Below are 20,692 nucleotides of genomic sequence, written 5' to 3'. Positions count from 1 at the left end.
TGCAGGTGTGCCATTGCCGTCTGCTCGATCAAGGCAATCGCCGCATCCTGCCCGGTGCTGCCCTGCAACAGTGCGATGCCGGCCAGGCGCTGGCGCTGCGACAATTGCGAGAACTGTCCGATAAATGTGTGCCATTGAACCGGGTGCATGATCGCCTCCTGAAAGAAGAATTCTGTTCAGTTAGACGTCGGCAAGTTCAGACAGTTCCCACTTTTTTCGGTGACATAGCCTTTTTTTATTGCCATGTTACGCTTTCCGGGAGCCATGATCGGGCGCGGCGATGTTTACCGGATTTCCTCCGTGTTACTGGCCAAGCGCAGGAAATCGACCACCGCTCGCAGCGCCGACGAGTGCTGCCGTCGACCCGGGTAGTACAGGAAGAAACCGGGGAAATACGGCGACCATTCGGACAGCACCTGGACCAGGCTGCCTTCGCGCAGTTCGTTCTCGATCGTGGACTCAACAATTGGCGCCACTCCGACGCCGTCGAGTGCTGCCGCGATCATCATGTCGTTGTTGTCGAGCACTAGCGGACCACCGAGCTGCAGGGTGAGGGTCTTGCCATCTTTCTCGAATTCCCATGGATACAAGCTTCCGCTTGATCCGGCGCGAAAGCTGATGCAGCGATGCCGCAGCAGGTCCTTCGGCGTGCGTGGGGCAGGATGGGCTGCCCAGTATACCGGCGATGCGACGATCGCCGTCCGCAGGTCCGGTGTGACGCGCACCGCCACCATTTCCTTCGCTACGCTGTCGCCCAAGCGGATGCCGGCATCGTATCCCTCCTTCACAATATCGACGAAATGATCGTTTATCGCCATGTCCAGTCGAATGTCCGGGTAGGTCCGGGTGAACTCGCCGAATCGCCGCGCAAGCACCATCTCGGCGGCCAGATAGGGAACGTTGATACGTACCTGTCCGCAAGGATGGTCGCGAAACGCGTTGATGCTATCGAGCGCGATGCCGATCGCCTGCAGCGCCGGCTCGACCTGGTCGTAGAGTACTTGTCCAGCTTCGGTGAGGCCAACCTGCCGGGTTGTCCGGTGCAGCAAGCGCACACCGATACGCTGTTCCAGGGAGCGCAAGGCGTGGCTGAGCGCCGAGGGGGTGACGTTCAGTATGGCGGAGGCGCGGCGAAAGCTTCGTTCGCGTGCCACAAGCACGAAACCGTTCAACTCGAGCACGGTGGAGGGGGCTATATTGGTGAGCATGGTTCATCATTCCAATGAGTTTTATCTAGCTTATATTCAACAGCCATGCGCTGTACAGTGGTGTTTCAAATCGCACACTGATTAATTCATCAAGAAATATGGCCATGATTACAAATAAATCCGAGCGTCTGCTCAATAAAGTAACGATCGTAACGGGCGCCGGCACTGGAATTGGCGAAGCCGCAGCGCTCGCTTTCGCCCGCGCAGGTGCGAAAGTGGTGCTGGTCGGCCGCCGGGAAGCGCCGCTTCGGTTGACGGCCGAACGCATTGGGCGGGCTGGCGGCGAGGCGCTGGTCGTTCCCGCCGACATGTCTCATCCCGAAGAGGTCGACATGGTGATAGCGCGCGCAATGGAGAACTTCGGTCGCGTGGACAACTTGTTCAACAACGCCGGCATTCAGGGCACGGGAGGCAATATTGTCGATATGGCTGTGGAGAGTTTCGACGAGCTGATCGCTATTAATCTGAAAGGTCCCTGGTTGATGACCCGCGCCGCGCTGCGGGTGATGATCGCGTCCGGTGCGCCGGCGTCGATCGTCAACACCTCGTCGTTCTTGTCGACCGCCGCCACATCGGGAACGTCGGCCTATTCGGCCAGCAAAGCCGGATTGGACGCAATGATCCGTGCGATCGCGTTGGAAGTGGGCAGCCACGGCATCCGCATCAACAATATCAACCCCGGTGTCATCGACACGCCCATGCTCAGGGCACACGGCGACGCGGTGATTCCACCACTGGCCGCGCGCGCTGCGCTGGGAAGAATAGGCACGCCGGACGATATCGCCGACGTCGCCGTGTGGCTTTGTACGGACGAGGCACGCTTTATCACCGGCCAATCTATACTGGTCGACGGCGGCTTTACGATTCCCGGCCCGAGATAAACGTGCGCTGAGTGACGCAAGGGGACGTGAATCAGCAAATCGGCCGAATCAGCTAACTCTTTGACCACGCCAAAACGATTGATTTCGTGGCCGGCCGTGGCCAACTTCACGGCCATCGTCAACCCGCTGCAGGACAGCGCATTCCTGCCGGTGATTCCCGCCGGCTTGCCGTCGACCCTGCTGGCGCGCCGGCCCGATACCGCCTTGGCCCAGCGCTGATGCTGAACGTTTCGAAACGGGCGGTAGCGCCAATACGCCCCGTTCAATCTGCGGCCAGCAGTGCTTTCAGAATATCTTCCGAGCGCCGCTGGCCATACGGTTTGCCATAGGCTTTGGTAGCCACCGCCACCACCATGCGGCGCGCAGGAATCACGTAGATTTTGTTGCCACCATTGCCAGACGCAAAAGACACCTTGACGTTTTCACCGTCAACGTCATACGTTTTGCCGTACCAGAAATAGCCATAATGATCGGCGTAGCGGTCCGCCTTGCCGATCGCCACGCGCGGCGCCAGCGCCGCCTTGAGCCAGCCCGATGCGATCACGCGTCGGCCATTGGCCACGCCATCGTCCAATACCAGTTGCCCGATAGTCGCCATGTCGCGTGGCGTCAACGACAAATTGCCTTGTCCCTTGGCATGGCCTGCCACATCGCGGCCCCACTGCCAGCGCGTAATGCCCAGCGGCGCGAACAGCACGCTGCCGGCAAACGTGTCCAGGTCGACGCCGCTGGCGCTTTCCACCACGCGCCCGGCGATATACGCACCCAGCGAGTTGTAGCGGTACAGCGTGGCCGAATCAGCGACTTTTGGTATGCTGCGCACAAAGGCCGCTGGATCAGGCGCTTCGTCAAGCTTGTCTTCATTGCCAGGCGAGGTCGCATCCTCGTCAAACGCGGCCAGGCCCGAACGCATCGTCAGCAAATCGTCCAGCACCACCTTGCCGGCCGGGCTGCCGGCAACTTCCGGCCAGTACTGGCCGACCGTCCCTGTCGTCTCCAGCTGGCTACGCGCCACGGCCGCCCCCACCAGCAGGGCAGTGACGCTTTTGCCGGCCGAGCGCATGTCGTGCAGTGAATCGGCCGATTGGCCGTTGTAATAGCGTTCGGCCACCAGCTCGCCATCGCGCAGTATCACCACCGCACGCAGGTCGCTGTGGCTGTCTGCATCCTGCTGCTGCAGCACCTGTTCCAGCGTGGCCGCAAGAGCGCAAGGACTATAAACGGCGGCAATCAATAGCAGGCAGGCGGACAAGCGGCGCATGGCGGTCTTTCGTGGCAAAGGCAGGTCGCCCAGTGTCGTGTATTTGCGCATGCTTGCGCAAGAAGTTGGACTGAACGGCGCAATCGTGTCCTTCAAACGCAAAAAAGACAGCCTCAGCTGTCTTTCCTGGACCTGCGCGCCAGCGATTATTGTGCGGTCGCTGGTGCTGGTGTGGCTTCCACGGCTTTTTCATCAGCTTTGGCCTTGGCTTTGGCGGCCTTGTGGTGGGCCTTGGCTTTCTTGACCTTGGCATCGGCTTTGGCGCCGGCGACATCGGCTTTTGCATCAGCGGCGACTGCCGCTTCTTTTGCGTCTGCCTTGACTACTGCCTTGGTTTCCTTGGCATCGGCCTTGGCCACTTCCTTGGTGTGGGTGGCTTCGGCTTTGGCAGCGGCCGGTGCAGCTGGCGTCTGGGCGAAAGCGGCGGTAGCGAAGACGGTGGCGATCAGGGCGGCGATAGTGTTTTTCATGTCAGTTCCTTGGTAAGTGTATGCGGTAACAGCGATAGTTTTTTGTGCGGGTGATTACTTGGCCGGTGCTGCTTCGGCGGTGGCCGACGCCAGTTTTTCATCGGCCTTGGCCTTGGTTTTTTTAGCTTTGTGATGGGCCTTGGCTTTGGTGGTGGCAGCATCGGCCTTGGCATTTGCCACGTCGGTTTTTGCGCCCATTTCTGCCTTGGTTTCTTTCGCGTCAGCTTTCACGACAGCGGCGTTTTCCTTGGCGTCCGCTTTGACGACAGCTTTGGTGTGGGCCGCTTCGACTTTGGCTGGCACTGAGGCCGCAGGTGCAGCAGGAGTCTGGGCAAAAGCTGCGGTAGCGAACAGGCCGGCGATCAGGGTAGCGATTACTTTTTTCATGGTGCAGTCCTCAGTGGTGGTTTATCTTGGTGCCGGGATGATTCCCGTGTCACTGAGGAGAAAACGCGGCCCGAAGCATTGCCGTTGACGAGCATTACAATCACTTACAACTGGATCGCTTTCAGCGTGCGCGCACGCCGTTTGCGCAGCCAGATAATCAGGCCCGTTGCACTCAGCATCGCCACCATCAAACCCATTGCCGAAATCATGATCCGTCCCGGCAGACCGAGGATGCGTCCCGAATGCAGTGGAAACTGTGCCTGCAGAAAGATGTCGCCGGCGCTGCCGGTGCCGGGGATCACGCCGCCGGCGGGGCTGCCGTCGCGGCCATCGAAATACAGCCAGGCGTTACCCAGGCCGCCGTCGCCGTGGTCATTGTCGGCTTCAAAAAAACCCACGCCATACAGGCCGTAGGCGGACGAATAAAACACGCCGCCTGCCGGCAGCGTCCAGCCCCGTTTTTCCGCTTCGGTTTTTGCCAGCGCTACCGCCTGTTCGCGGGTCAGCAGCGGCTCCACCGGTTTTTCCGGTGGCTGCGGCGTGCGGCTGTCGAATGCATTCGGACTCAGGGTAGAAAATTTTGCCACCAGTGGCCGCATCACCTGCGTTTGCAGATTCATCGAGATCGATGTCACGGCCAGTATCAACAGCAGCAGCCAGACCCACACGCCGCCCGAGCGGTGCAGGTCGAAGTTCAGTTTGTGGCCTTTCTCTTGCCAGCGAAACGCCAGCGACTTGCGCCAGCTGCGCAGCTTCGGGAAGGACAGATACAGCGCGATAAAACAGTCAAAGAACCATACGATGCCGATAATGCCCATCAGCCAGACGCCGAACTGTATGCCCCAGCCATCGGGGATATGCATGGTGTAGTGCAGCTTGTACAGAAACGGCAGCAGGTTCTCGCGTGCCAGCGATACCTCGCCCCACTGGCGCTTGCCCTGCACGGTGCCGGTCACGGGATCGACGGCCACCTGGTTGTAGCCAAGATCATGGGGCTTGCCGGTGGCCGGATCGAGCCTGCCTTCGACCGACATCAGCGCCGTATGGCCAGGTTCGAGCGCGGTCAGCGTGTAGTTGACGCGCACCCGCGGGTCCTGCGCTTCGACCTGCGCAGCCAGCTCCAGGCCCGAGCGTGCATGCGCCGCTTGCGTGCCGCTGGCGGCATGGAACAACTGCGGATTGAGCCAGGCGTCAAGCTCGTGATCCCAGGAGATCAGCGCGCCCGTCAGCCCGGAGATGAACAGGAACAGCGCCACCGCCAGGCCGAACCAGCGGTGCAGCACGACCAGTGGTGGCCGCAGCTTCATCAGTATTTCCAGCTCAGGGTCGCGCTGCCATTGCGGCCGGCCGCGTACAGCGACTGGTCCCAGTACAGGCTGGTCACGTGTTTCTTGTCCGTCACATTGTTCAGGTTCAGCGCCAGGCTGATATTTTTCGTCAGGTCGTAGCTGGCCATCAGGCCCAGTTGCGCATAGGCACCCTGGCGCAGGGTGACCGCATCGCTGACCTTCAGATGGATATCATCCTGCCAGATCAGGTTGGCGCCCACCTTCAGTTTCGGCACTGCCGGCACCAGATATGTAGTCGACAGGTGGAATTGCTTGCGTGGAATAAAAGTGCGTGCGTCATTGCCGTCGTTACCCTCGATGCGCAGTTGTGCGTAGCCGGCGCTGGCCTGCCAGCCGCGCGCCAGTTCGCCCGATGCTTCAAGCTCGTAACCTTTCGATTCCGAGTCCACGCCCCGGTAGATGGTCTTGAAGTCGGCAGTGGTGCCGGCCGCTTCGGCGACATTCTGCTGGCGGATCTTGAAAACGGCGCCGGACAGGTTCAGGCGGGCGTCGAACAGTTCGCCCTTCAGGCCCAGCTCCATGCTTTTGCCGGTCGCTGCGTCCAAGGTCTGGCGATTGGCGTCGGTTTCGCTTTGGGGATTGAAGATCTCGGCATAGCTGCCATAGGCCGACACATGGCGGTTGATGTCATATACCAGCCCGACATAGGGCGTGGTGTCGCTTTGCGACTTGGACTTGGCCACGCCATACGACTCGCCCGTGCCATCGACCCTGGCGGTATTGACGCCGGCCAGCAGCTTGGTATTGTCGGCCAGGTTGAAGCGGGCCGCGACAAAGGCGTTCTTGCGCTTGTCGCTGTAGGCGCTGCCGTCGGTCGATGCGTCGAAGGTGGGCAAAGGGTAGGAACCGTCAAACGCCGTGCCACCCGGCAGCGCGGTGCCGATGCCCTGCCCATAGTACGACACGTCATGCAGTTTCGATTCGGACCAGCTGGCGCCGAATGTCAGGTCGTGCTGGCGGCCGCCCAGGCTGAATTTTCCCTTGGCTGAAATGTCGGCCAGTGTCTGTTCATTGGACGAGTTGTATTTCGACGGGTAGCTGAACAGGCCGTCGCCGGTAGCACGGTCGGGCGAGCCGTACACATAGAACAGCCGTGAGTTGGACGTGGCCTTGGTGTAGGTCAGCGTGGATTTGACGCTCCAGTCGGGGTTGAAGCGGTGTTCCAGTTCGGCGAAGGTGCTGTTGGTTTCCGTGTTCCAGCGCGACCAGTCGGCCGAAGTGGAAGCCGAGATCGGATAATTGGTCTGCGTGCCATCGCTGTAGTACATCGGCAGCGCGCCCCACATGCCGCCCCTGGCCTTGGTTTTCTGATAGGTGTGGCCGGCCGTGAACGTGCTGTCGTTCGTCAGTTTTGCTTCCACCACCGCATACACGATGTCTTTCGATGGGGAATAGCGGTCCAGGTAGGAATCGCCTTCCTGGTGCGCCACCACGAAGCGCGCCGAGACCTTGCCGTCGCTGGACAAGGGCGTCGATACGTCTGCGTCCAGGCGGCGGTTATTCCACGAACCCAGCGTCAGCGCGGCCGAAGCGGCCAGGCCATCGACCGGACGCTTGCGCACGAAGTTGATGGTGGCTGACGGGTTGCCGGTCGAGGAGATCAGGCCATTGGCGCCGCGCACCACGTCGACGCGGTCGTAGATGGCCGTATCGATGTCGCCCATCACGTTGCCGAAGATAAAGGGAATGCCCACGCCGTCATACTGGAAATTGGTAATGTCGTAGCCGCGTGCCGTGTAATAGGTGCGGTCCGTTTCCACCGCTTCGACCGTCACGCCGGTGGTCTGGGCCAGCAATTTGTTCACATTGTCGAGCCTGAAGTCATCCATCTGCGCGCGCGTGACCACCGACACCGATTGCGGCGTTTCGCGCAGCGACAGATCGAGCTTGCTGGCCGATGCGCTCTTGCGCGTGGTGTAGCCGTCTTCGTGAAAGCCGGTCACGGTAATCGTGGGCATGGTGCCGTCTGCGTCAGGCGCGTCAGCCGCATGCGCCAGGCCGGCGCCCAGCGCCAGCGAAATGGCCAGGGCCAGTGGGCGTAGTGGCAGTGTGCAACGGTGGGATGGAAAAGGGCGGGCGGGCATCAAAGTAAATCCTTGAATAAGAATAAAAAGAAGAGTGAGAATCATTCGCAATTATAATATGCGTCATGGTGCGCTGCAAACACGCGCGCAAATGCTCCTGGGTTTTTTTACCTGTCTTTGCATGACACTGCCGGTTTCGCCGTATTCATGCCCGAATTGCCACCGCTCGTCGCATCCTTGCCAGTCGCCGTAAGTGGCGCGCTAGAATAAGCATTCGATTCATGACCAGCCCCCGCCATGCACGCTTCCTTCGCTCCCTTTCCAAAGCCCGTTGCACACGATCCGCGTCTGGTGCGCCGTTATCTGTGGCAGACCTTGCTGCGCTTTGGTGGCGGCATGCTGCTGCCGACGATGATCGTGGCGGGCGGCGTCATCATGCTGTTGCTGCACATTCCGCAAGATGCTGGCCGCTCGGGGTGGCTGGGGGCGATGCCCAGCCTGATCGCGCTGTTGTTACCTGTGCTGGGTGTCAATGGCATGGTGCGCCAGCAACTGCGTGACTTCAGTGAAGCGGGCGTGGTATTGACCGACGAACTGATTTCGGCACGCGTGACGCGGTCGCTGTCGTCGCCGTTCGATATTTTTACCAGCTTTGATCTGTGCGCCGAGGCGCTGTCCGGCCTGGCGACTGGTCAGGCGCTGGGAGTGGACGGGCCGCCCGCGTTTGCGCACGATCCGTTCAAGCGCATGATCACCCTGGGGCGCCGCCGGCCGTTTCGCCTGTTTGGCGCGACCGAGGTGCGCTTGTGGGTGGAGCCGGAAAAGGGCGTGCAGATACGCGTGCGACGCATTGTCAGCGGCGATTTTCTTGTCATGCAAAAAGGAAAGGCGCTGCGCGCGGTGGAGGCGGTCACCGCGCAATTGCAGGCCAGCCTGGCGCGCCGGGTGCGTGCGCTGGGTGCCGCGGTGCGCGAACAGGCGGCGGAAAAGGCCGCGTTGCAGGCAAAACTGTCTGCCCTGCAAGCGCAGGTCGAACCGCATTTCCTGTTCAATACCCTGGCCAACCTGAAGTATCTGATGCGCACCGAACCTGCGGCGGCGCTGACGATGCTCGATCACCTGACCGATTATCTGCACAGCGCCTTGCCGGACCTGCGCGCCGTGTCGTCGACAGTGGGGCGCGAGCTTGACCTGGCGCAGGCCTATCTGTCCATCATGCGCATCCGCATGGGCGAACGCCTGCGCTTCACCATTGAGGCCAGCGCTGCCGTGCGCGCGCTGCCGATGCCGCCAGCGATGCTCATCTCGCTGGTTGAAAACGCCTGCAAGCATGGCCTGGAAGGCCGGGCGCATGCAGGCACGGTGCGTATCGAAGCGGCGCTGGCGCACGGGAAGCTGGTGCTGCGCGTACATGATGACGGTGCCGGTTTTGGCGGCAGCGCCGCGCAGGGTGCAGGCCTGGGCTTGTCGAATATCCGTACCAGGCTCGATTTGCTGTATGACGGCGCCGCCGCGCTGGAAGTCACGGCTGGCGAGCAGGGCGGCGTGACGGCCATGCTGCGCATGCCGCTGCCGGAAAAGCAGGTGCTTGCATGAAGGCGTGCGCAGTCATAATTGAAGACGAACCCTTGCTCCGTGCCGAACTGCGCGACCAGTTGCAACTGCTGTGGCCCGAGCTGCAGATTGCCGGCGAGGCGGCCGATGGCGTGGCCGCTTTGGCGCTGATCGACGCCCAGCAGCCGGAGATTGTTTTTCTTGATATTCAGATGCCGGGCCTGAATGGCCTGGAAGTGGCTGCGCACTTGCCGCCGCACTGCCAGGTGGTGTTCGTGACGGCCTATGCGCAGCACGCGCTGGCCGCCTTTGATGCGGGCGCCATCGATTATCTGTTGAAGCCCTTGTCAGGTGGCCGATTACTGCAGACGATACGGCGCCTGCAGGCGCGCGGTTCGGCAGCGGCACCGCCGTCGCCCGCGCTGTTGCAGCAGGTGCTTGCAGCGCCTTGTGCGTATCTCAAATGGATCAAGGCGTCGACCGGCAACATCTTGCGGCTGATCCTGGTGGACGAGATCGATTATTTTCAGTCCGAAGGAAAATACACGCGCGTGGTGAGCCGGGGCGGCGAAGGCCTGATACGCCTGAGCCTGAAAGAGTTGCTGCTGCAGCTCAATCCTGCTCAATTCGCGCAGGTGCATCGCAGCAGCATCGTCAACCTGCATGCGGTCGAGCGGATCGACAAGGACGGGACGGCGATGGCGATCCGGCTCAAGGGCGGGCGCGGTACGCTGGCCGTCAGCGAAGCGTATGCGCGCCAGTTCCGGCAAATGTAATGCGGGATGTGCAAAAAGACAGCCTCAGCTGTCTTTTTGCATGCAGGAAACGCAATATTGTTATTTGCCGGCAGGTGCTTCAGCCATTGCGGAAGCTTTTTCTTCGGCTGCCTTGGCTTTGGCCTTATTGGCCTTGTGATGGGCTTTGGCCTTGGTGGCGCCGGCATCGGCTTTGGCGCTGGCAACATCAGCCTTGGCATCGGCGGCGGTTGCCGCTTCCTTGGCGTCAGCCTTGGCCACTGCCTTGGTTTCCTTGGCTTCCGCTTTCGTCACTTCCTTGGTGTGCTTGGCTTCGGCCTTGGCTGCTGCTGGAGCGGCTGGGGTCTGGGCAAAGGCTGCGGTAGCGAACAAGCCAGCGATGATGGTAGCAATAACTTTTTTCATGGTGCAGTTCCTCAAGAAGTGGGTGATGTGCAGAAGGTGTTTCCCCTGTCACTGAGCCAAAAACGCGGCTCGCGGCAACTTGGTTGACAGCCGATTACAAACACTTACAAAGCCCTTGTTTGCCGCTGCCCCGGTTTTGTTAGCTGGCGTACCGCGCCCGGCGTGGGGCCAGCCTAGACTGGTGCCACAATCACTGCACGGGTCCGCCATGAAAGACGCCCTGAAAACCTATCAAGCCAAGCGCATCTTCGCCATCACGCCCGAGCCTGCCGGTGGTGACGAGGCCGAAGGCGAACAGCTGAGCTTTGTGATCCAGAAGCACTGGGCCAGCCGTTTGCATTACGACTTCCGCCTGGAACTCGATGGCACCATGAAAAGCTGGGCCGTACCGAAAGGCCCCAGCTACGACAGCCGCGACAAACGCATGGCGGTACAGGTGGAAGACCACCCGATCTCGTATTCCAGCTTCGAGGGTACGATTCCCGAAAAGCAATATGGCGCTGGCAAGGTCATTATCTGGGACAAGGGCACCTGGGAGCCTCAGGCGGCCACGCCTGACGCGCGCCGTGCGCTGGCGGACGGCAACCTGAAATTCACCTTGCACGGCCACAAGATGCACGGCAACTGGGTGCTGGTGCGCATGAAAAGCAAGGGCGAGAAACAGCCGGCGTGGCTGTTGATCAAGGAAAAAGATGAGTACACGCGGCCCGCTCTGGAATATTCTGTGGTCGATGAAATGCCCGACAGCGTGAAAAGCAAGCACATGCCCAAGCGCAAAAAGGCTCCGGCCCGGCCGGCGGCGCCCGCCAGCGCTTTGCCTGCGACCTTGACGCCGCAACTGGCGACCCTGGTCGATGCGCCACCGACCGACGCGAAAGACTGGATCTTCGAACTCAAGTTCGATGGCTACCGCATCCTGGCCCGCAGCGACGGCAAGGATATCGCTCTTGTCACGCGCAACGGCAACGACTGGACGCACAAACTGGGCAAGCTGCACCAGGCCCTGGAAAAGCTGGGCTTGCCGCCGGGCTGGTATGACGGCGAGATCGTCGTGAATGGCAAGGATGGCCAGCCGAGTTTCAGCGCGCTGCAGCTGGCTTTCGACAAGGATGCCACCAGCGACATCGTGTATTACCTGTTCGACGTGCCGTATTTCGACGGCCATGACTTGCGCGGCCAGCCGGTGGAAGCGCGCCGCGCGCTATTGGGGCAGTTGCTGGATCAGTTGCCGAAGTCGCCGCTGGTGCGTTTCAGCGATGAACTCGCCGCCGCGCCGGCAAAACTGCTGGCCACGGCCTGCAAACTGGGCCTGGAAGGCGTGATCGGCAAGCGTCGCGGTTCGCGCTACACGGCGCGCCGCTCGAATGAATGGATCAAGCTCAAGTGCGGCCTGCGCCAGGAATTCGTTATCGGCGGCTTCACCGAGCCGCAGGGTGCACGCAGCGGCATCGGTTCCTTGCTGTTAGGTACCCATGACGAGGACGGCAAGCTGCATTATGCGGGCAATGTGGGCAGCGGCTTCGATCAGGATGCCTTGCTCGATCTGCGCCGCCAGCTTGACGCTTTGACGGTCGATACCAGCCGGTACGCGGGCAAGGCGGGCGGTGTGCGCAAGGCAATCTGGGTCAAGCCCACTCTGGTGGCCGAAGTCAGCTTTGCCCAGTGGACCAGCGCTGGCGCTGTTCGCCATGCCGTATTCCACGGCTTACGCACGGACAAACCGGCCTCTGCCATTGTGCGCGAGCGGCCGCAAGCGGCGGCCGCGAAAAAGGAACCATCCATGCCGGACGAAAAGCCATCGAGTATTCTGCCGGCCAGCCTGAAAATTACCAACCCTGACCGCGTGATCGACCAGCAAAGCGGCGCCACCAAGATCGACCTGGTGCGCTACTACGCGCTGGTCGGTAAGCTGATGTTGGTGCATCTGCGCGGCAGGCCGGTGTCGCTGGTGCGTGCGCCGGCAGGTGTGGGCGGCGAACTGTTTTTCCAGAAGCATGCGGAAGTATCAAAAATGCCCGGCGTCAAACAGCTTGATAAAAAACTGGACCCCGATCATCCACCGATGCTGGAAGTGGCCAGCGCGCAAGGCTTGCTGTCGGCCGCGCAATGGAATGTGGTGGAATTCCATACCCAAAACGCGCTGGCCAGCAACTACGAGCTGCCCAATCGCATGGTATTTGACCTTGACCCTGGCAAGGGCGTCGGCTGGCCGGCGATCCAGGAATCGGCCGTGCTGCTGCGCGCCTTCCTGAGCGAACTGGGTTTGCCCGCTTTCTTGAAAACCAGCGGCGGCAAAGGCCTGCACGTGGTGGTGCCGATTCGTACGAAGCACGACTGGGGTACCGTAAAAGCTTTTTCGCAAGCCATCGTCGCGCATATGGCAGAGCTGATCCCGAAGCGCTTTGTCGTCAAAAGTGGGCCATCAAACCGGGTTGGCAAGATATTTATCGACTACCTGCGCAATGGCCGTGGCGCCACCACGGTTGCCGCCTGGTCGGTACGAACGCGACCGGGTCTCGGCATTTCGGTGCCTTTGGCGTGGGAAGAGCTAGACCAGCTAAAGGCTGCGGATCAATGGAATGTGAGCAATGTGCACAGCCGGCTGGACGTGGGCAATACGCCGTGGGATGGCTATGCGCGCAGCGCCAGGGGGATCGACGCAGCGATGAAAAAGCTGGGATTTGAAATACCTGTTGACGCAGCAAAAGTCAAGGGTCAGACCCGCCGGGTCTGACCCCAGCTCTTTGCCAGCGGACAGTAAATTATGCCGGTGCCCCGCTCAGGCTGCCTTGCGCTTGGCAGTCGCTTTGCGCGCCGGCGCTTTCTTGGCCGGCGCCTTCTTGCCCAGACTCTGCTGCAACAACGCCACCAGATCGATCACATTGTCCGGCTTTTCTACTTCTTCGGCATCGGGTTCCGGCGCGGTAATGGTCTTGGTCTGTTTGGCCTTGATCTTTTTCTTGACCAGCGCCAGCACGTCGTCGCGATAGGTGTCGTGGTATTGCTCGGGTTTCCATTCATCGCTCATGCCGTCGACCAGCGACAGTGCCATCTTCAGTTCCTTGTCGGAAATGCCGGCCGCCTTCAGGGTGCTGCCGGGCAAGTCGAGGTCGTCCATCTCACGGATTTCATCGGCAAAGCGCAAGGTATTGAGCACGATGGCCTTGTCGATGCAGACCAGCGCGCACAAGTGCTGGCGCGTGCGGATCACCACGTTGGCGATGCCAATCTTGCCCGACTTGCGCAAGGTTTCGCGCAGCAGGGCATAGACTTTCTCGCCGCCCTTGCCAGGCAGCAAATAATACGGGTGCTCGTAATAGGTCAGCGGCACGTCACCGGCCTTGACAAACGTCAGGATATCGATGGTTTGCGTGGCTTTCACGTTGGCACGTTTCAGGTCTTCGTCAGACAGCACCACGTATTCGTCGGGCTTGTATTCATACCCCTTGATGATGTCGTCCCACACCACTTCCTTCCCTGTCTTCTTGTTGTAGCGCTTGAAACCGATTGGTGAAAAGTCGCGCCGGTCCAGCATCGACAGGTCGAGTTCATGATCGCGGCTGCCCGAGATCAGCTCGACGGGGATATGCACGAGGCCGAAGCTGATCGCCCCTTTCCACAAGGCTCTTGGCATGGTCTGTCTTCTCTCTATTCGCCCACGCTGCCGGTCACGGGCAGCACGATGCCGGTGATATAGCTGGAGCAGGCTGGCGAGGCGAGAAATACATACGCGGGCGACAACTCCTCGGGCTGGGCCGGGCGGTGCATGTCGGTGTCCTGGCCGAATTTGGTGATGTCTTCGGAGGACTTGTCGGCAGGATTCAAAGGAGTCCAGACGGGACCGGGTGCAATCGCATTGACGCGAATGCCCTTTTCCAGCAGGTTGCCGGCCAGCGCCATGGTGAACGCGTGTATCGCCCCCTTGGTGGTGGAATAGTCAAGCAGGTTTTTCGAACCCTTCAAGCCCGTCACCGAACCCGTGTTGATAATGGACGCACCTTTTTTCAGGTGCGGCAGCACCGCCTTCGCCATATGGAAGTAGCCATAGACATTGGTCTTCATGGTCAGGTCGAAGCGTTCTTCGGACAGGTCGAGCAAGGATTCGGCATGTTCCTGGAAGGCAGCGTTATTGACCAGCACGTCGATATGGTTGAATTTGGCCATTACCTGGCTGACGGCTTCCTGGCAGAAACGCTGCTCGCGCACGTCGCCGGGGATCAACAGGCAGCTCTGGCCTTCCGCCTCCACGTAGCGCTTGGTTTCATTGGCGTCTTCGTGTTCATTCAAGTAAATGATGGCGACATCGGCGCCTTCGCGCGCAAACAGCACAGCGACGGCGCGACCGATGCCCGAGTCGCCACCGGTGATGATCGCGACCATGCCGGCCAGCTTGCCGCTGCCGCAGTAATCGGGCGCCAGGAAACGCGGTTTCAGCTGCATTTCTGCTTCGATGCCAGGCTTTTCCAGGTGCTGGGAGGGCAGGGGCGTGCCCGGCTGGGTGCGCTGACCAGTCTGTACGGCTTCCTTGCTTTCCGGGGTGTCGGGTTGGGCGGCGTCGTGCGCATCCTGTTCCTGCTGGATGCTGCGCTGCAGATTGCCGGTCGATTGGTTCAGGTTATCGCTCATGCTGGCCTCCGTGGTAGTAAGCGTCCAGTATCGGGGCCGGTGACGCGTGAAACGGTGCGCTTGCTAACAGAGTGGAAAGATCCACCACAAAGATATATGATGAATGACATTATTGCAGGAGGCGGCATGAAAGTGAGCAGAGAGCAGGCGGCGCTGAACCGCGAGCGCATCGTCGAAGTGGCGGCAAAGTTGTTCCGCGAAAAAGGCTATGACGGCATCGGCGTGGCCGACCTGATGAAAAACGCGGGCCTGACCCACGGCGGTTTCTATGGTCATTTTGCCTCCAAGGAAGACTTGATGATCGAAGCGAGCGAACTGGCGCTGAAAAAGGCGCTGGCCGGCTGGCAGGGCAAGACCTTGCCGGCTATTCTGGACTCCTACCTGACCACGCGCCACCGCGACGCACCCGGCGGCGGTTGCCCGGCGGCGGCCATGGGCCCGGACGTGGCGCGTATGCGCCCTGGCGCCCAGCCGGCCTTTACACAAGCAACCCGAAAACAGTTCGAGCTGCTGGCCGGCCTGCTGCCGGACGGCGCGCCCGAACAGCGGCGCCAGCAGGCGATCGCCACCTTTTCCGCCATGGTCGGCGCCATGGTGCTGGCGCGTACTGTCGATGACGAAGCACTGTCGGCCGAGATCCTCGACGCCGTCAAGGCGCAACTGCTGGCCTGATGATCGCGCCAGATTGAGCGCTTTGCCTCTGTCAGCCGGCCTCGTCGCATGATAGGCTTCGGTTTTCAGATTTTGGGATCGCATCATGCTGCTCTGGCTCAGGCAATACCGGCGTCCTCTGTTGGCGGGGGATATTACCGCCGGTATCGTGGTGGCCATGATGATGGTGCCGCAAGGCATGGCTTACGCGCTGGTAGCCGGCCTGCCGCCCGTGGTCGGCATCTACGCCAGCATCTTGCCGCCCGTGTTGTACGCCTTGTTCGGCAGCAGCATGACGCAATCGGTGGGGCCGATGGCGATCGTCTCGCTGATGACGGCAGCCGCCCTGGCGCCGCTGGCCGACCCCGGTTCCACCCTGTATATCGTGCTGGCCGCGCAACTGGCCTTTATCAGCGGCGTCGTGCTGCTGCTGTGCGGCGTTCTGCGCCTGGGCTTTATGGCCAACTTTTTGTCGCGCCCCGTGATCAGCGGCTTCAGCAATGGCGCCTCCATCCTGATCATATGGGGCCAGGTCACGCCCTTGCTGGGCGCCACCTGGCCACACTGGCACGGCCCCAGCCTGGTGCTGGGCCTGGCCAGCCTGGCTAGTCTGTGGCTGGCCAGACGCTATCTTTCGCGTTTGCTGCAATATTGCGGCCTTGGCAAGAGCGCCGCTGACGTGGGCGCGCGCCTGGCGCCGATGCTGCTGGTAATCACGGGTATCGTGCTGGTGACTTATGGCGGCCTGGGCAGCATGGGGGTGCAAGTGACCGGCCATGTGCCGAGCGGCTTGCCAGGCCTGAATCTGGCCACCTCAAGCGCCCACTGGCGCACCCTGCTGTCGCCAGCGCTGTTGATCGCCTTTATCATTTTCCTGATGAGCATGTCCGCCGCCCAGACCCTGGCGCAAAAGCGCGGCGAAAAACTGCATACCAACCGCGAATTGCTGGGCCTGGGTGCGGCCAACGTCGCCAGCGCCTTGTCCGGCGGCTTTCCCGTCACCGGCTCGATTTCGCGCTCGGCCGTCAATTTCCAGGCCGGCGCCAATACGCCGCTGGCCAGCATCATTACGGCAGGCCTGCTGGCGCTGGCACTGGCGGCGCCCACCGGCTGGCTGGCGCTGCTGCCGCTGCCGGTGCTGGCCGCCACCATTATCTTTGCCGTGGCCAACCTGATCGACTGGGACACCCTGCGTATGGCATGGCGCTACGACCGCAGCGATGCGCTGGCGCTGCTGGCGACCACGGCCGGCGTGCTGGTGCTGGGGGTGGAGGCGGGCGTGGTGATCGGCGTACTATTGTCGATGGGCAACCTGATCTGGCGCGCCAGCCGGCCGCATATCGCCGTGCTGGGCCGTATTCCGAACAGTGAGCACTTCCGCAATGTCGAGCGCTACGAAGCCCAGACCATTCCCGACCTGTTGCTACTGCGCATAGACGCGGGCCTGTTCTTCGGCAACGTCGACGCCGTCACCGAGCGCATCGAAGAAGAACTGCGCGGCCACCCGACGGCGCGCCATCTGGTGCTGGTGCTGTCGGCCGTCAACCAGATCGACAGCACAGCCCTGCTGGGACTGATTGAACTGAACAGTACATTGACCAAGCGCGGTATCAGCCTGAACCTGGCCGAAGTCAAGGGCCCCGTGATGGACCGCCTGCGCCAGAGCAGCCTGCTGAAAGAACTGAGCGGCAAGCTGTACCTGAGCACGGCGCTGGCCACGGCTGACCTGAGTGCAGACCAGCGACGATGATGGAATTGAATCTGCACGGCGAAGCCGTCGCCATCGCCTCGCTGACGCACTTGCAACAAGCGCTTGCCCATGCGCAGTCGCTGGCGCAATGCGAATTGTGGCTGACCATGGCAGAGGATGCGCAGCAGGGACCCGCCCTGTGCATGCTGCGCAACGGCACCAGCGCCTGGCTGATGTACTTGTCCGGCCAGGATGACGCCAGCTATCACTCGCTGGGCGATGAGGAGCAAGACGGCGAATGCAGCTATTGGCTGGCCAATGGCCAGGTCGATATCTATCCCGCTGCGTGGTCTGTCGACGTGGCGCTGTGCCATCGGGCAATGGCGGCGTTTTTCAGGACCGGTGGAGCCAGGCCTGATGCGGTTGAATGGCGGCCTGACTGACCACAGGGCGTTGATATCAAGGGGCGGGGCGGGGTCGAGATGGAGCATGACTGGTCATGAGGCAAAAGGCCATGCTGGCGCAAGTGCGCCCCGCGCGCCAGCGGGCTTTTTGCTACTGCGTCGGCTTATCCGGATCGAAATAGTAAGAACCGGGCGGTGCACCGGGTACCTTTACACGGAACTTCAGGCTGGACAGCAATTTGTCCCACAGGGCAATGGCTTCGTCGTCGGTAAGCGATGCAGCTTCGGCCGCTCCCACCGTGTTATGGGCAACCTTGGTGTACATTTTGACTTCCAGCACCGACGGATTTGCGATGTCTCGTGGCTTGCCGACCAGCGCCCATTCAAAATCATGTACGCCATCGGTTCGACGGATCAATGATTCCTCGCCCTTCCAATGCTGAACCGTTCGCTTGCCTTCACGCAGCAGCGTGCGTTCAGGATAGCTGCTGCCTTGTATATCTTTCGCGCCCTGTATGCGATTAAGTAAGGATAATTCTTTGCGCATTTCTGTTTCAAACTGCGCTGGAGGATAGTCGCCGTATGCATCCTTGTTTGAACTGATGGAAAAAGTAATGTCTGGGAAACTTGGAAGATATAATCCAACATTGTCGATTTCCTGTTCCGCGTAGTTACTTTCTGCCAGAAAGCCGTGCTCCACACAAAGACCTGGATCCTCCGGTATTTCCTCCGGTTGACGTATCCGAATGCCTTTAGCTCGGATAAATTGTCTTGCCTCTGTAGCAGACTCACTTTCGCCTCTTCTGATCGAGTCGCCCATGATAAAGGTGAAGTCATCTTTTGTGACGAACGTCCTGAAGAAATGCAGTTTATATTTTTTAGACAATTCATCCTCGTAATAGCGAAATTGCCAGCTGCTTTCAATTGGACCTGTGTCGTTATAGGTAAAATCCGCCGTTTCGTCTGCCCACTTGATTTTTTCTATTTCTTCTTTTATTTTTCTTGTTCTTGCATTCAATCCTCCTGTTATAACTTCTAGGGCTGCGTCTCCAACTATGAGGTTTGCTTCGCTCGGTACTGTAAATATGTAGCGACCAAAGCAAAGAGCCTTTGTGTTTTTGAATATTTTTTTCATTTTTTCATTCTCTGAATTTGATTTTTCCATTTTCCCGTTTTCTTTATGATAATTATTTTCACACGATTGCAAAAACAAAATTATTGTTGTCGTGAAAAGTAAGCTGAAGATATTTTTCAAGATTCCTCCCATTCGGCGGTTTTTGCAATTTGAATTATCGAATAAAGCATCGAGGCCAGGACTTGCGGATGGGAATAACTATTTTGGTGCTCATATGCAGTATTTTTTTCTCGACCATGAAAAAAAATTTCTCCCGTAGTATGGCTCGCTGAGCGTTGGAACGGAACAGTTTCGTCGCCTGGATCAGAAGCTTTTTGTAGCTCTAACGTTAAAGTGCGAGTCCCTGCTTTTACTTTAAGTTCGCCTTGTGCGTCGTCACTAGCAAGTGTCCATGTCTCAGGAGATGGTGGTATAAATTTATCAGAAAAATCAAACAATCCACCCCCCAGTCCATCAATGACCTTGAAGACAACTTCTCCGTAACTCGGATACTCTTTTGATCCGCAGTAGCTGGCATAAGTTACTTCGTGAAAAGTGTTTTCGATAGATTTTGAGAATTTGAATGCATCATCTATTCTCTTTTTAACTTTATCAATTCCTCCACCTTTTTCACTGCTTAATTTCGCCGGGTTGACCCAATCAGGGTTTAACAGCCTCCACCACTTTTTTTCTGACTGAAGATATATGCTCTCTAGTGCATCTGCTTTTTCGTTTGGCCAGGTGTAAAGGAGCCGGCCCTCTTTGTTGATAACCTTAAGCCAGTTAAGTCCATACTTCATTCCTGGAAGCATTTCCAAAGGCGCCGGAGCATTCGCTAGAATTGCAGTGGCATGTTTTCCGTCTATGCCAAATATTTTCGCAGTCATCTTGTTAATTGGTCCCCACGTTTCCTTAAAGCCGAAACGCATACGCTTGTACGCACTTCCTGCTCCGACAGTGGGCATGACATTATGGTATATTCCTAATATATTGATTTCATTTTTATTTGTTAAGTTTCCATATTCCGGATGAATCAATGCGCGTGCGAGCAATCCTCCCATACTATGAGTAATTAAGATTATCTCGTCGCATTTGAATCCGCATTTATTATATCCTTCAACTAATCCGCGGATTCGTTCGGCAATAATTTTTGCTGAAATGGCATTGCTCTGTATAAAATTGTATCCCATTGCATGGACTGGGTACCAACACCGTGAAATCTTTTTTAAATCGCCTTGACTTATGGCTTCACCTTTTGATCCGCCAAATGATTTTGGATTCTGCAATAATAATTTGGTTATTTCTGGATGTATTGGATAGGGGTAAGATATTGATTTTCCAGTCTCGGGATCCTTTGGGTCTAGTTGCCAGTGAAGCTTAATGCTGCCTTTCCGAACTTTGCCGGTTTCAATAATATTGTTCATGAAGAACTCTGTCTTTTGCAGCATTTCTCCATATGCTCCAGAAAAAAGGACCTCACTCCATCCCCGCCATCGTGCTATATGTGCAGGTGTTTCGCATATCTCACGTGGAATATATCTTGTTACGACTTTTGGATTTTGAATCGATTCAACATAGGAATTTTTTTTAGGGCTAACGGAAATTAAAGGGAACACACCGGGGAAGTCGTCTGGTATATTGCTGTGCCGTGCATCGGACCGCTTGGTAGCATCTCCGCCAGGGAAAAAACGCCCGTTGTCGTTCGAGTATTGATAGTATTCAACCTCCGTCTCATTAGGGTCAAAAACCAGTTGCCTATCACGTGGTGACGCATTTTTGAACCATCCCCCTAAACCCACCTCGTTATACACAAGTCTAGACCGCCGCCTAGCCGGTGCGAAAATGCGTTGACATTCAATGACTTAACGCGCCCCTTGTAAACTCGCCGCGATTCAGGTTTACTCTCGCCTTTT

The 20,692-nt window shown here is 58.8% G+C and carries 19 protein-coding genes; 8 read left to right on the top strand and 11 right to left on the bottom strand.

Features of this window, described 5'->3' with window-relative positions; translation table 11 throughout:
- Positions 1 to 284: 284 nt before the first annotated feature.
- Positions 285 to 1,208, bottom strand: coding sequence for a LysR family transcriptional regulator (locus ACQ4WM_RS24565; protein WP_436549272.1), 924 nt, complete (start codon positions 1,206 to 1,208; stop codon positions 285 to 287).
- A gap of 104 nt (positions 1,209 to 1,312) precedes the next feature.
- Here ACQ4WM_RS24565 and ACQ4WM_RS24560 point away from each other — a divergent pair, with 104 nt between their 5' ends.
- Together ACQ4WM_RS24560 and ACQ4WM_RS24555 are read left to right on the top strand one after the other, a co-directional pair.
- Entirely contained in the window at positions 1,313 to 2,089 is a 777-nt protein-coding gene (locus tag ACQ4WM_RS24560; protein WP_436549271.1) for an SDR family NAD(P)-dependent oxidoreductase, read from the top strand.
- 60 nt (positions 2,090 to 2,149) lie between these two features.
- On the top strand, positions 2,150 to 2,308 hold the full coding sequence (locus ACQ4WM_RS24555) for a hypothetical protein (RefSeq protein WP_436549270.1): 159 nt from the start codon (positions 2,150 to 2,152) through the stop codon (positions 2,306 to 2,308).
- Between the two features lie 43 nt (positions 2,309 to 2,351).
- Here ACQ4WM_RS24555 and ACQ4WM_RS24550 read toward each other — a convergent pair whose 3' ends face one another.
- The 5 genes from ACQ4WM_RS24550 to ACQ4WM_RS24530 form a co-directional block, all read right to left on the bottom strand.
- Entirely contained in the window at positions 2,352 to 3,401 is a 1,050-nt protein-coding gene (locus ACQ4WM_RS24550; RefSeq protein ID WP_436549269.1) for a serine hydrolase domain-containing protein, read from the bottom strand.
- 95 nt (positions 3,402 to 3,496) lie between these two features.
- Complete coding sequence (locus ACQ4WM_RS24545; protein ID WP_436549268.1) at positions 3,497 to 3,820, bottom strand: hypothetical protein; 324 nt, start codon at positions 3,818 to 3,820, stop codon at positions 3,497 to 3,499.
- Between the two features lie 54 nt (positions 3,821 to 3,874).
- A complete protein-coding gene (locus tag ACQ4WM_RS24540) occupies positions 3,875 to 4,207 on the bottom strand; it encodes a hypothetical protein (RefSeq protein ID WP_436549267.1) in 333 nt (110 codons plus the stop codon).
- A 104-nt stretch (positions 4,208 to 4,311) separates the two neighbouring features.
- A complete protein-coding gene (locus ACQ4WM_RS24535) occupies positions 4,312 to 5,508 on the bottom strand; it encodes a PepSY-associated TM helix domain-containing protein (protein ID WP_436549273.1) in 1,197 nt (398 codons plus the stop codon).
- Positions 5,509 to 5,513: 5 nt separating this feature from the next.
- Positions 5,514 to 7,640 (bottom strand): TonB-dependent siderophore receptor, encoded by a 2,127-nt coding sequence (locus tag ACQ4WM_RS24530; protein WP_436549266.1) that lies wholly within the window; start codon positions 7,638 to 7,640, stop codon positions 5,514 to 5,516.
- Between the two features lie 237 nt (positions 7,641 to 7,877).
- Here ACQ4WM_RS24530 and ACQ4WM_RS24525 point away from each other — a divergent pair, with 237 nt between their 5' ends.
- Positions 7,878 to 9,176: a sensor histidine kinase gene (locus ACQ4WM_RS24525; RefSeq protein WP_436549265.1), complete on the top strand. Its 1,299-nt coding sequence runs from the start codon at positions 7,878 to 7,880 to the stop codon at positions 9,174 to 9,176.
- Positions 9,173 to 9,910: a LytR/AlgR family response regulator transcription factor gene (locus ACQ4WM_RS24520; protein WP_436549264.1), complete on the top strand. Its 738-nt coding sequence runs from the start codon at positions 9,173 to 9,175 to the stop codon at positions 9,908 to 9,910. The genes ACQ4WM_RS24525 and ACQ4WM_RS24520 overlap by 4 nt, the downstream gene beginning before the upstream one ends.
- A gap of 60 nt (positions 9,911 to 9,970) precedes the next feature.
- Here the strand turns inward: ACQ4WM_RS24520 and ACQ4WM_RS24515 are convergent, their stop codons facing one another.
- Positions 9,971 to 10,294 (bottom strand): hypothetical protein, encoded by a 324-nt coding sequence (locus ACQ4WM_RS24515; RefSeq protein WP_436549263.1) that lies wholly within the window; start codon positions 10,292 to 10,294, stop codon positions 9,971 to 9,973.
- 208 nt (positions 10,295 to 10,502) lie between these two features.
- On the opposite strand from ACQ4WM_RS24515, the gene ligD reads away from it, so the two are divergent.
- On the top strand, positions 10,503 to 13,028 hold the full coding sequence (gene ligD, locus ACQ4WM_RS24510; protein ID WP_436549262.1) for a DNA ligase D: 2,526 nt from the start codon (positions 10,503 to 10,505) through the stop codon (positions 13,026 to 13,028).
- A 45-nt stretch (positions 13,029 to 13,073) separates the two neighbouring features.
- Here ligD and ku read toward each other — a convergent pair whose 3' ends face one another.
- Together ku and ACQ4WM_RS24500 are read right to left on the bottom strand one after the other, a co-directional pair.
- Positions 13,074 to 13,928 carry a non-homologous end joining protein Ku gene (gene ku / locus ACQ4WM_RS24505; protein ID WP_436549261.1) on the bottom strand — a complete coding sequence of 285 codons (855 nt, stop codon included), beginning with the start codon at positions 13,926 to 13,928 and terminating at the stop codon, positions 13,074 to 13,076.
- A gap of 14 nt (positions 13,929 to 13,942) precedes the next feature.
- Complete coding sequence (locus ACQ4WM_RS24500) at positions 13,943 to 14,920, bottom strand: SDR family oxidoreductase (protein ID WP_436549260.1); 978 nt, start codon at positions 14,918 to 14,920, stop codon at positions 13,943 to 13,945.
- A 126-nt stretch (positions 14,921 to 15,046) separates the two neighbouring features.
- Here ACQ4WM_RS24500 and ACQ4WM_RS24495 point away from each other — a divergent pair, with 126 nt between their 5' ends.
- From ACQ4WM_RS24495 to ACQ4WM_RS24485, 3 genes are all read left to right on the top strand, one after another.
- Positions 15,047 to 15,592: a TetR/AcrR family transcriptional regulator gene (locus ACQ4WM_RS24495; RefSeq protein WP_436549259.1), complete on the top strand. Its 546-nt coding sequence runs from the start codon at positions 15,047 to 15,049 to the stop codon at positions 15,590 to 15,592.
- Positions 15,593 to 15,677: 85 nt separating this feature from the next.
- Positions 15,678 to 17,321 carry a SulP family inorganic anion transporter gene (locus ACQ4WM_RS24490; RefSeq protein WP_436549258.1) on the top strand — a complete coding sequence of 548 codons (1,644 nt, stop codon included), beginning with the start codon at positions 15,678 to 15,680 and terminating at the stop codon, positions 17,319 to 17,321.
- Entirely contained in the window at positions 17,318 to 17,704 is a 387-nt protein-coding gene (locus ACQ4WM_RS24485; protein WP_436549257.1) for an Imm1 family immunity protein, read from the top strand. The genes ACQ4WM_RS24490 and ACQ4WM_RS24485 overlap by 4 nt, the downstream gene beginning before the upstream one ends.
- A gap of 112 nt (positions 17,705 to 17,816) precedes the next feature.
- Here ACQ4WM_RS24485 and ACQ4WM_RS24480 read toward each other — a convergent pair whose 3' ends face one another.
- Entirely contained in the window at positions 17,817 to 18,920 is a 1,104-nt protein-coding gene (locus tag ACQ4WM_RS24480; protein ID WP_436549256.1) for a T6SS immunity protein Tli4 family protein, read from the bottom strand.
- The gene (locus tag ACQ4WM_RS24475) at positions 18,917 to 20,203 is read right to left on the bottom strand and encodes an esterase/lipase family protein (protein ID WP_436549255.1); all 1,287 of its coding nucleotides are present in this window, start codon (positions 20,201 to 20,203) and stop codon (positions 18,917 to 18,919) included. Before ACQ4WM_RS24475 ends, ACQ4WM_RS24480 begins: the two co-directional genes overlap by 4 nt.
- Positions 20,204 to 20,692: the final 489 nt, after the last annotated feature.

It is taken from the genome of Janthinobacterium longum, assembly GCF_051380735.1.
Lineage (GTDB): Bacteria > Pseudomonadota > Gammaproteobacteria > Burkholderiales > Burkholderiaceae_D > Janthinobacterium.
Note: the sequence above shows the minus strand (reverse complement) of the source record. Positions and strands in the feature narration are given on the sequence as shown.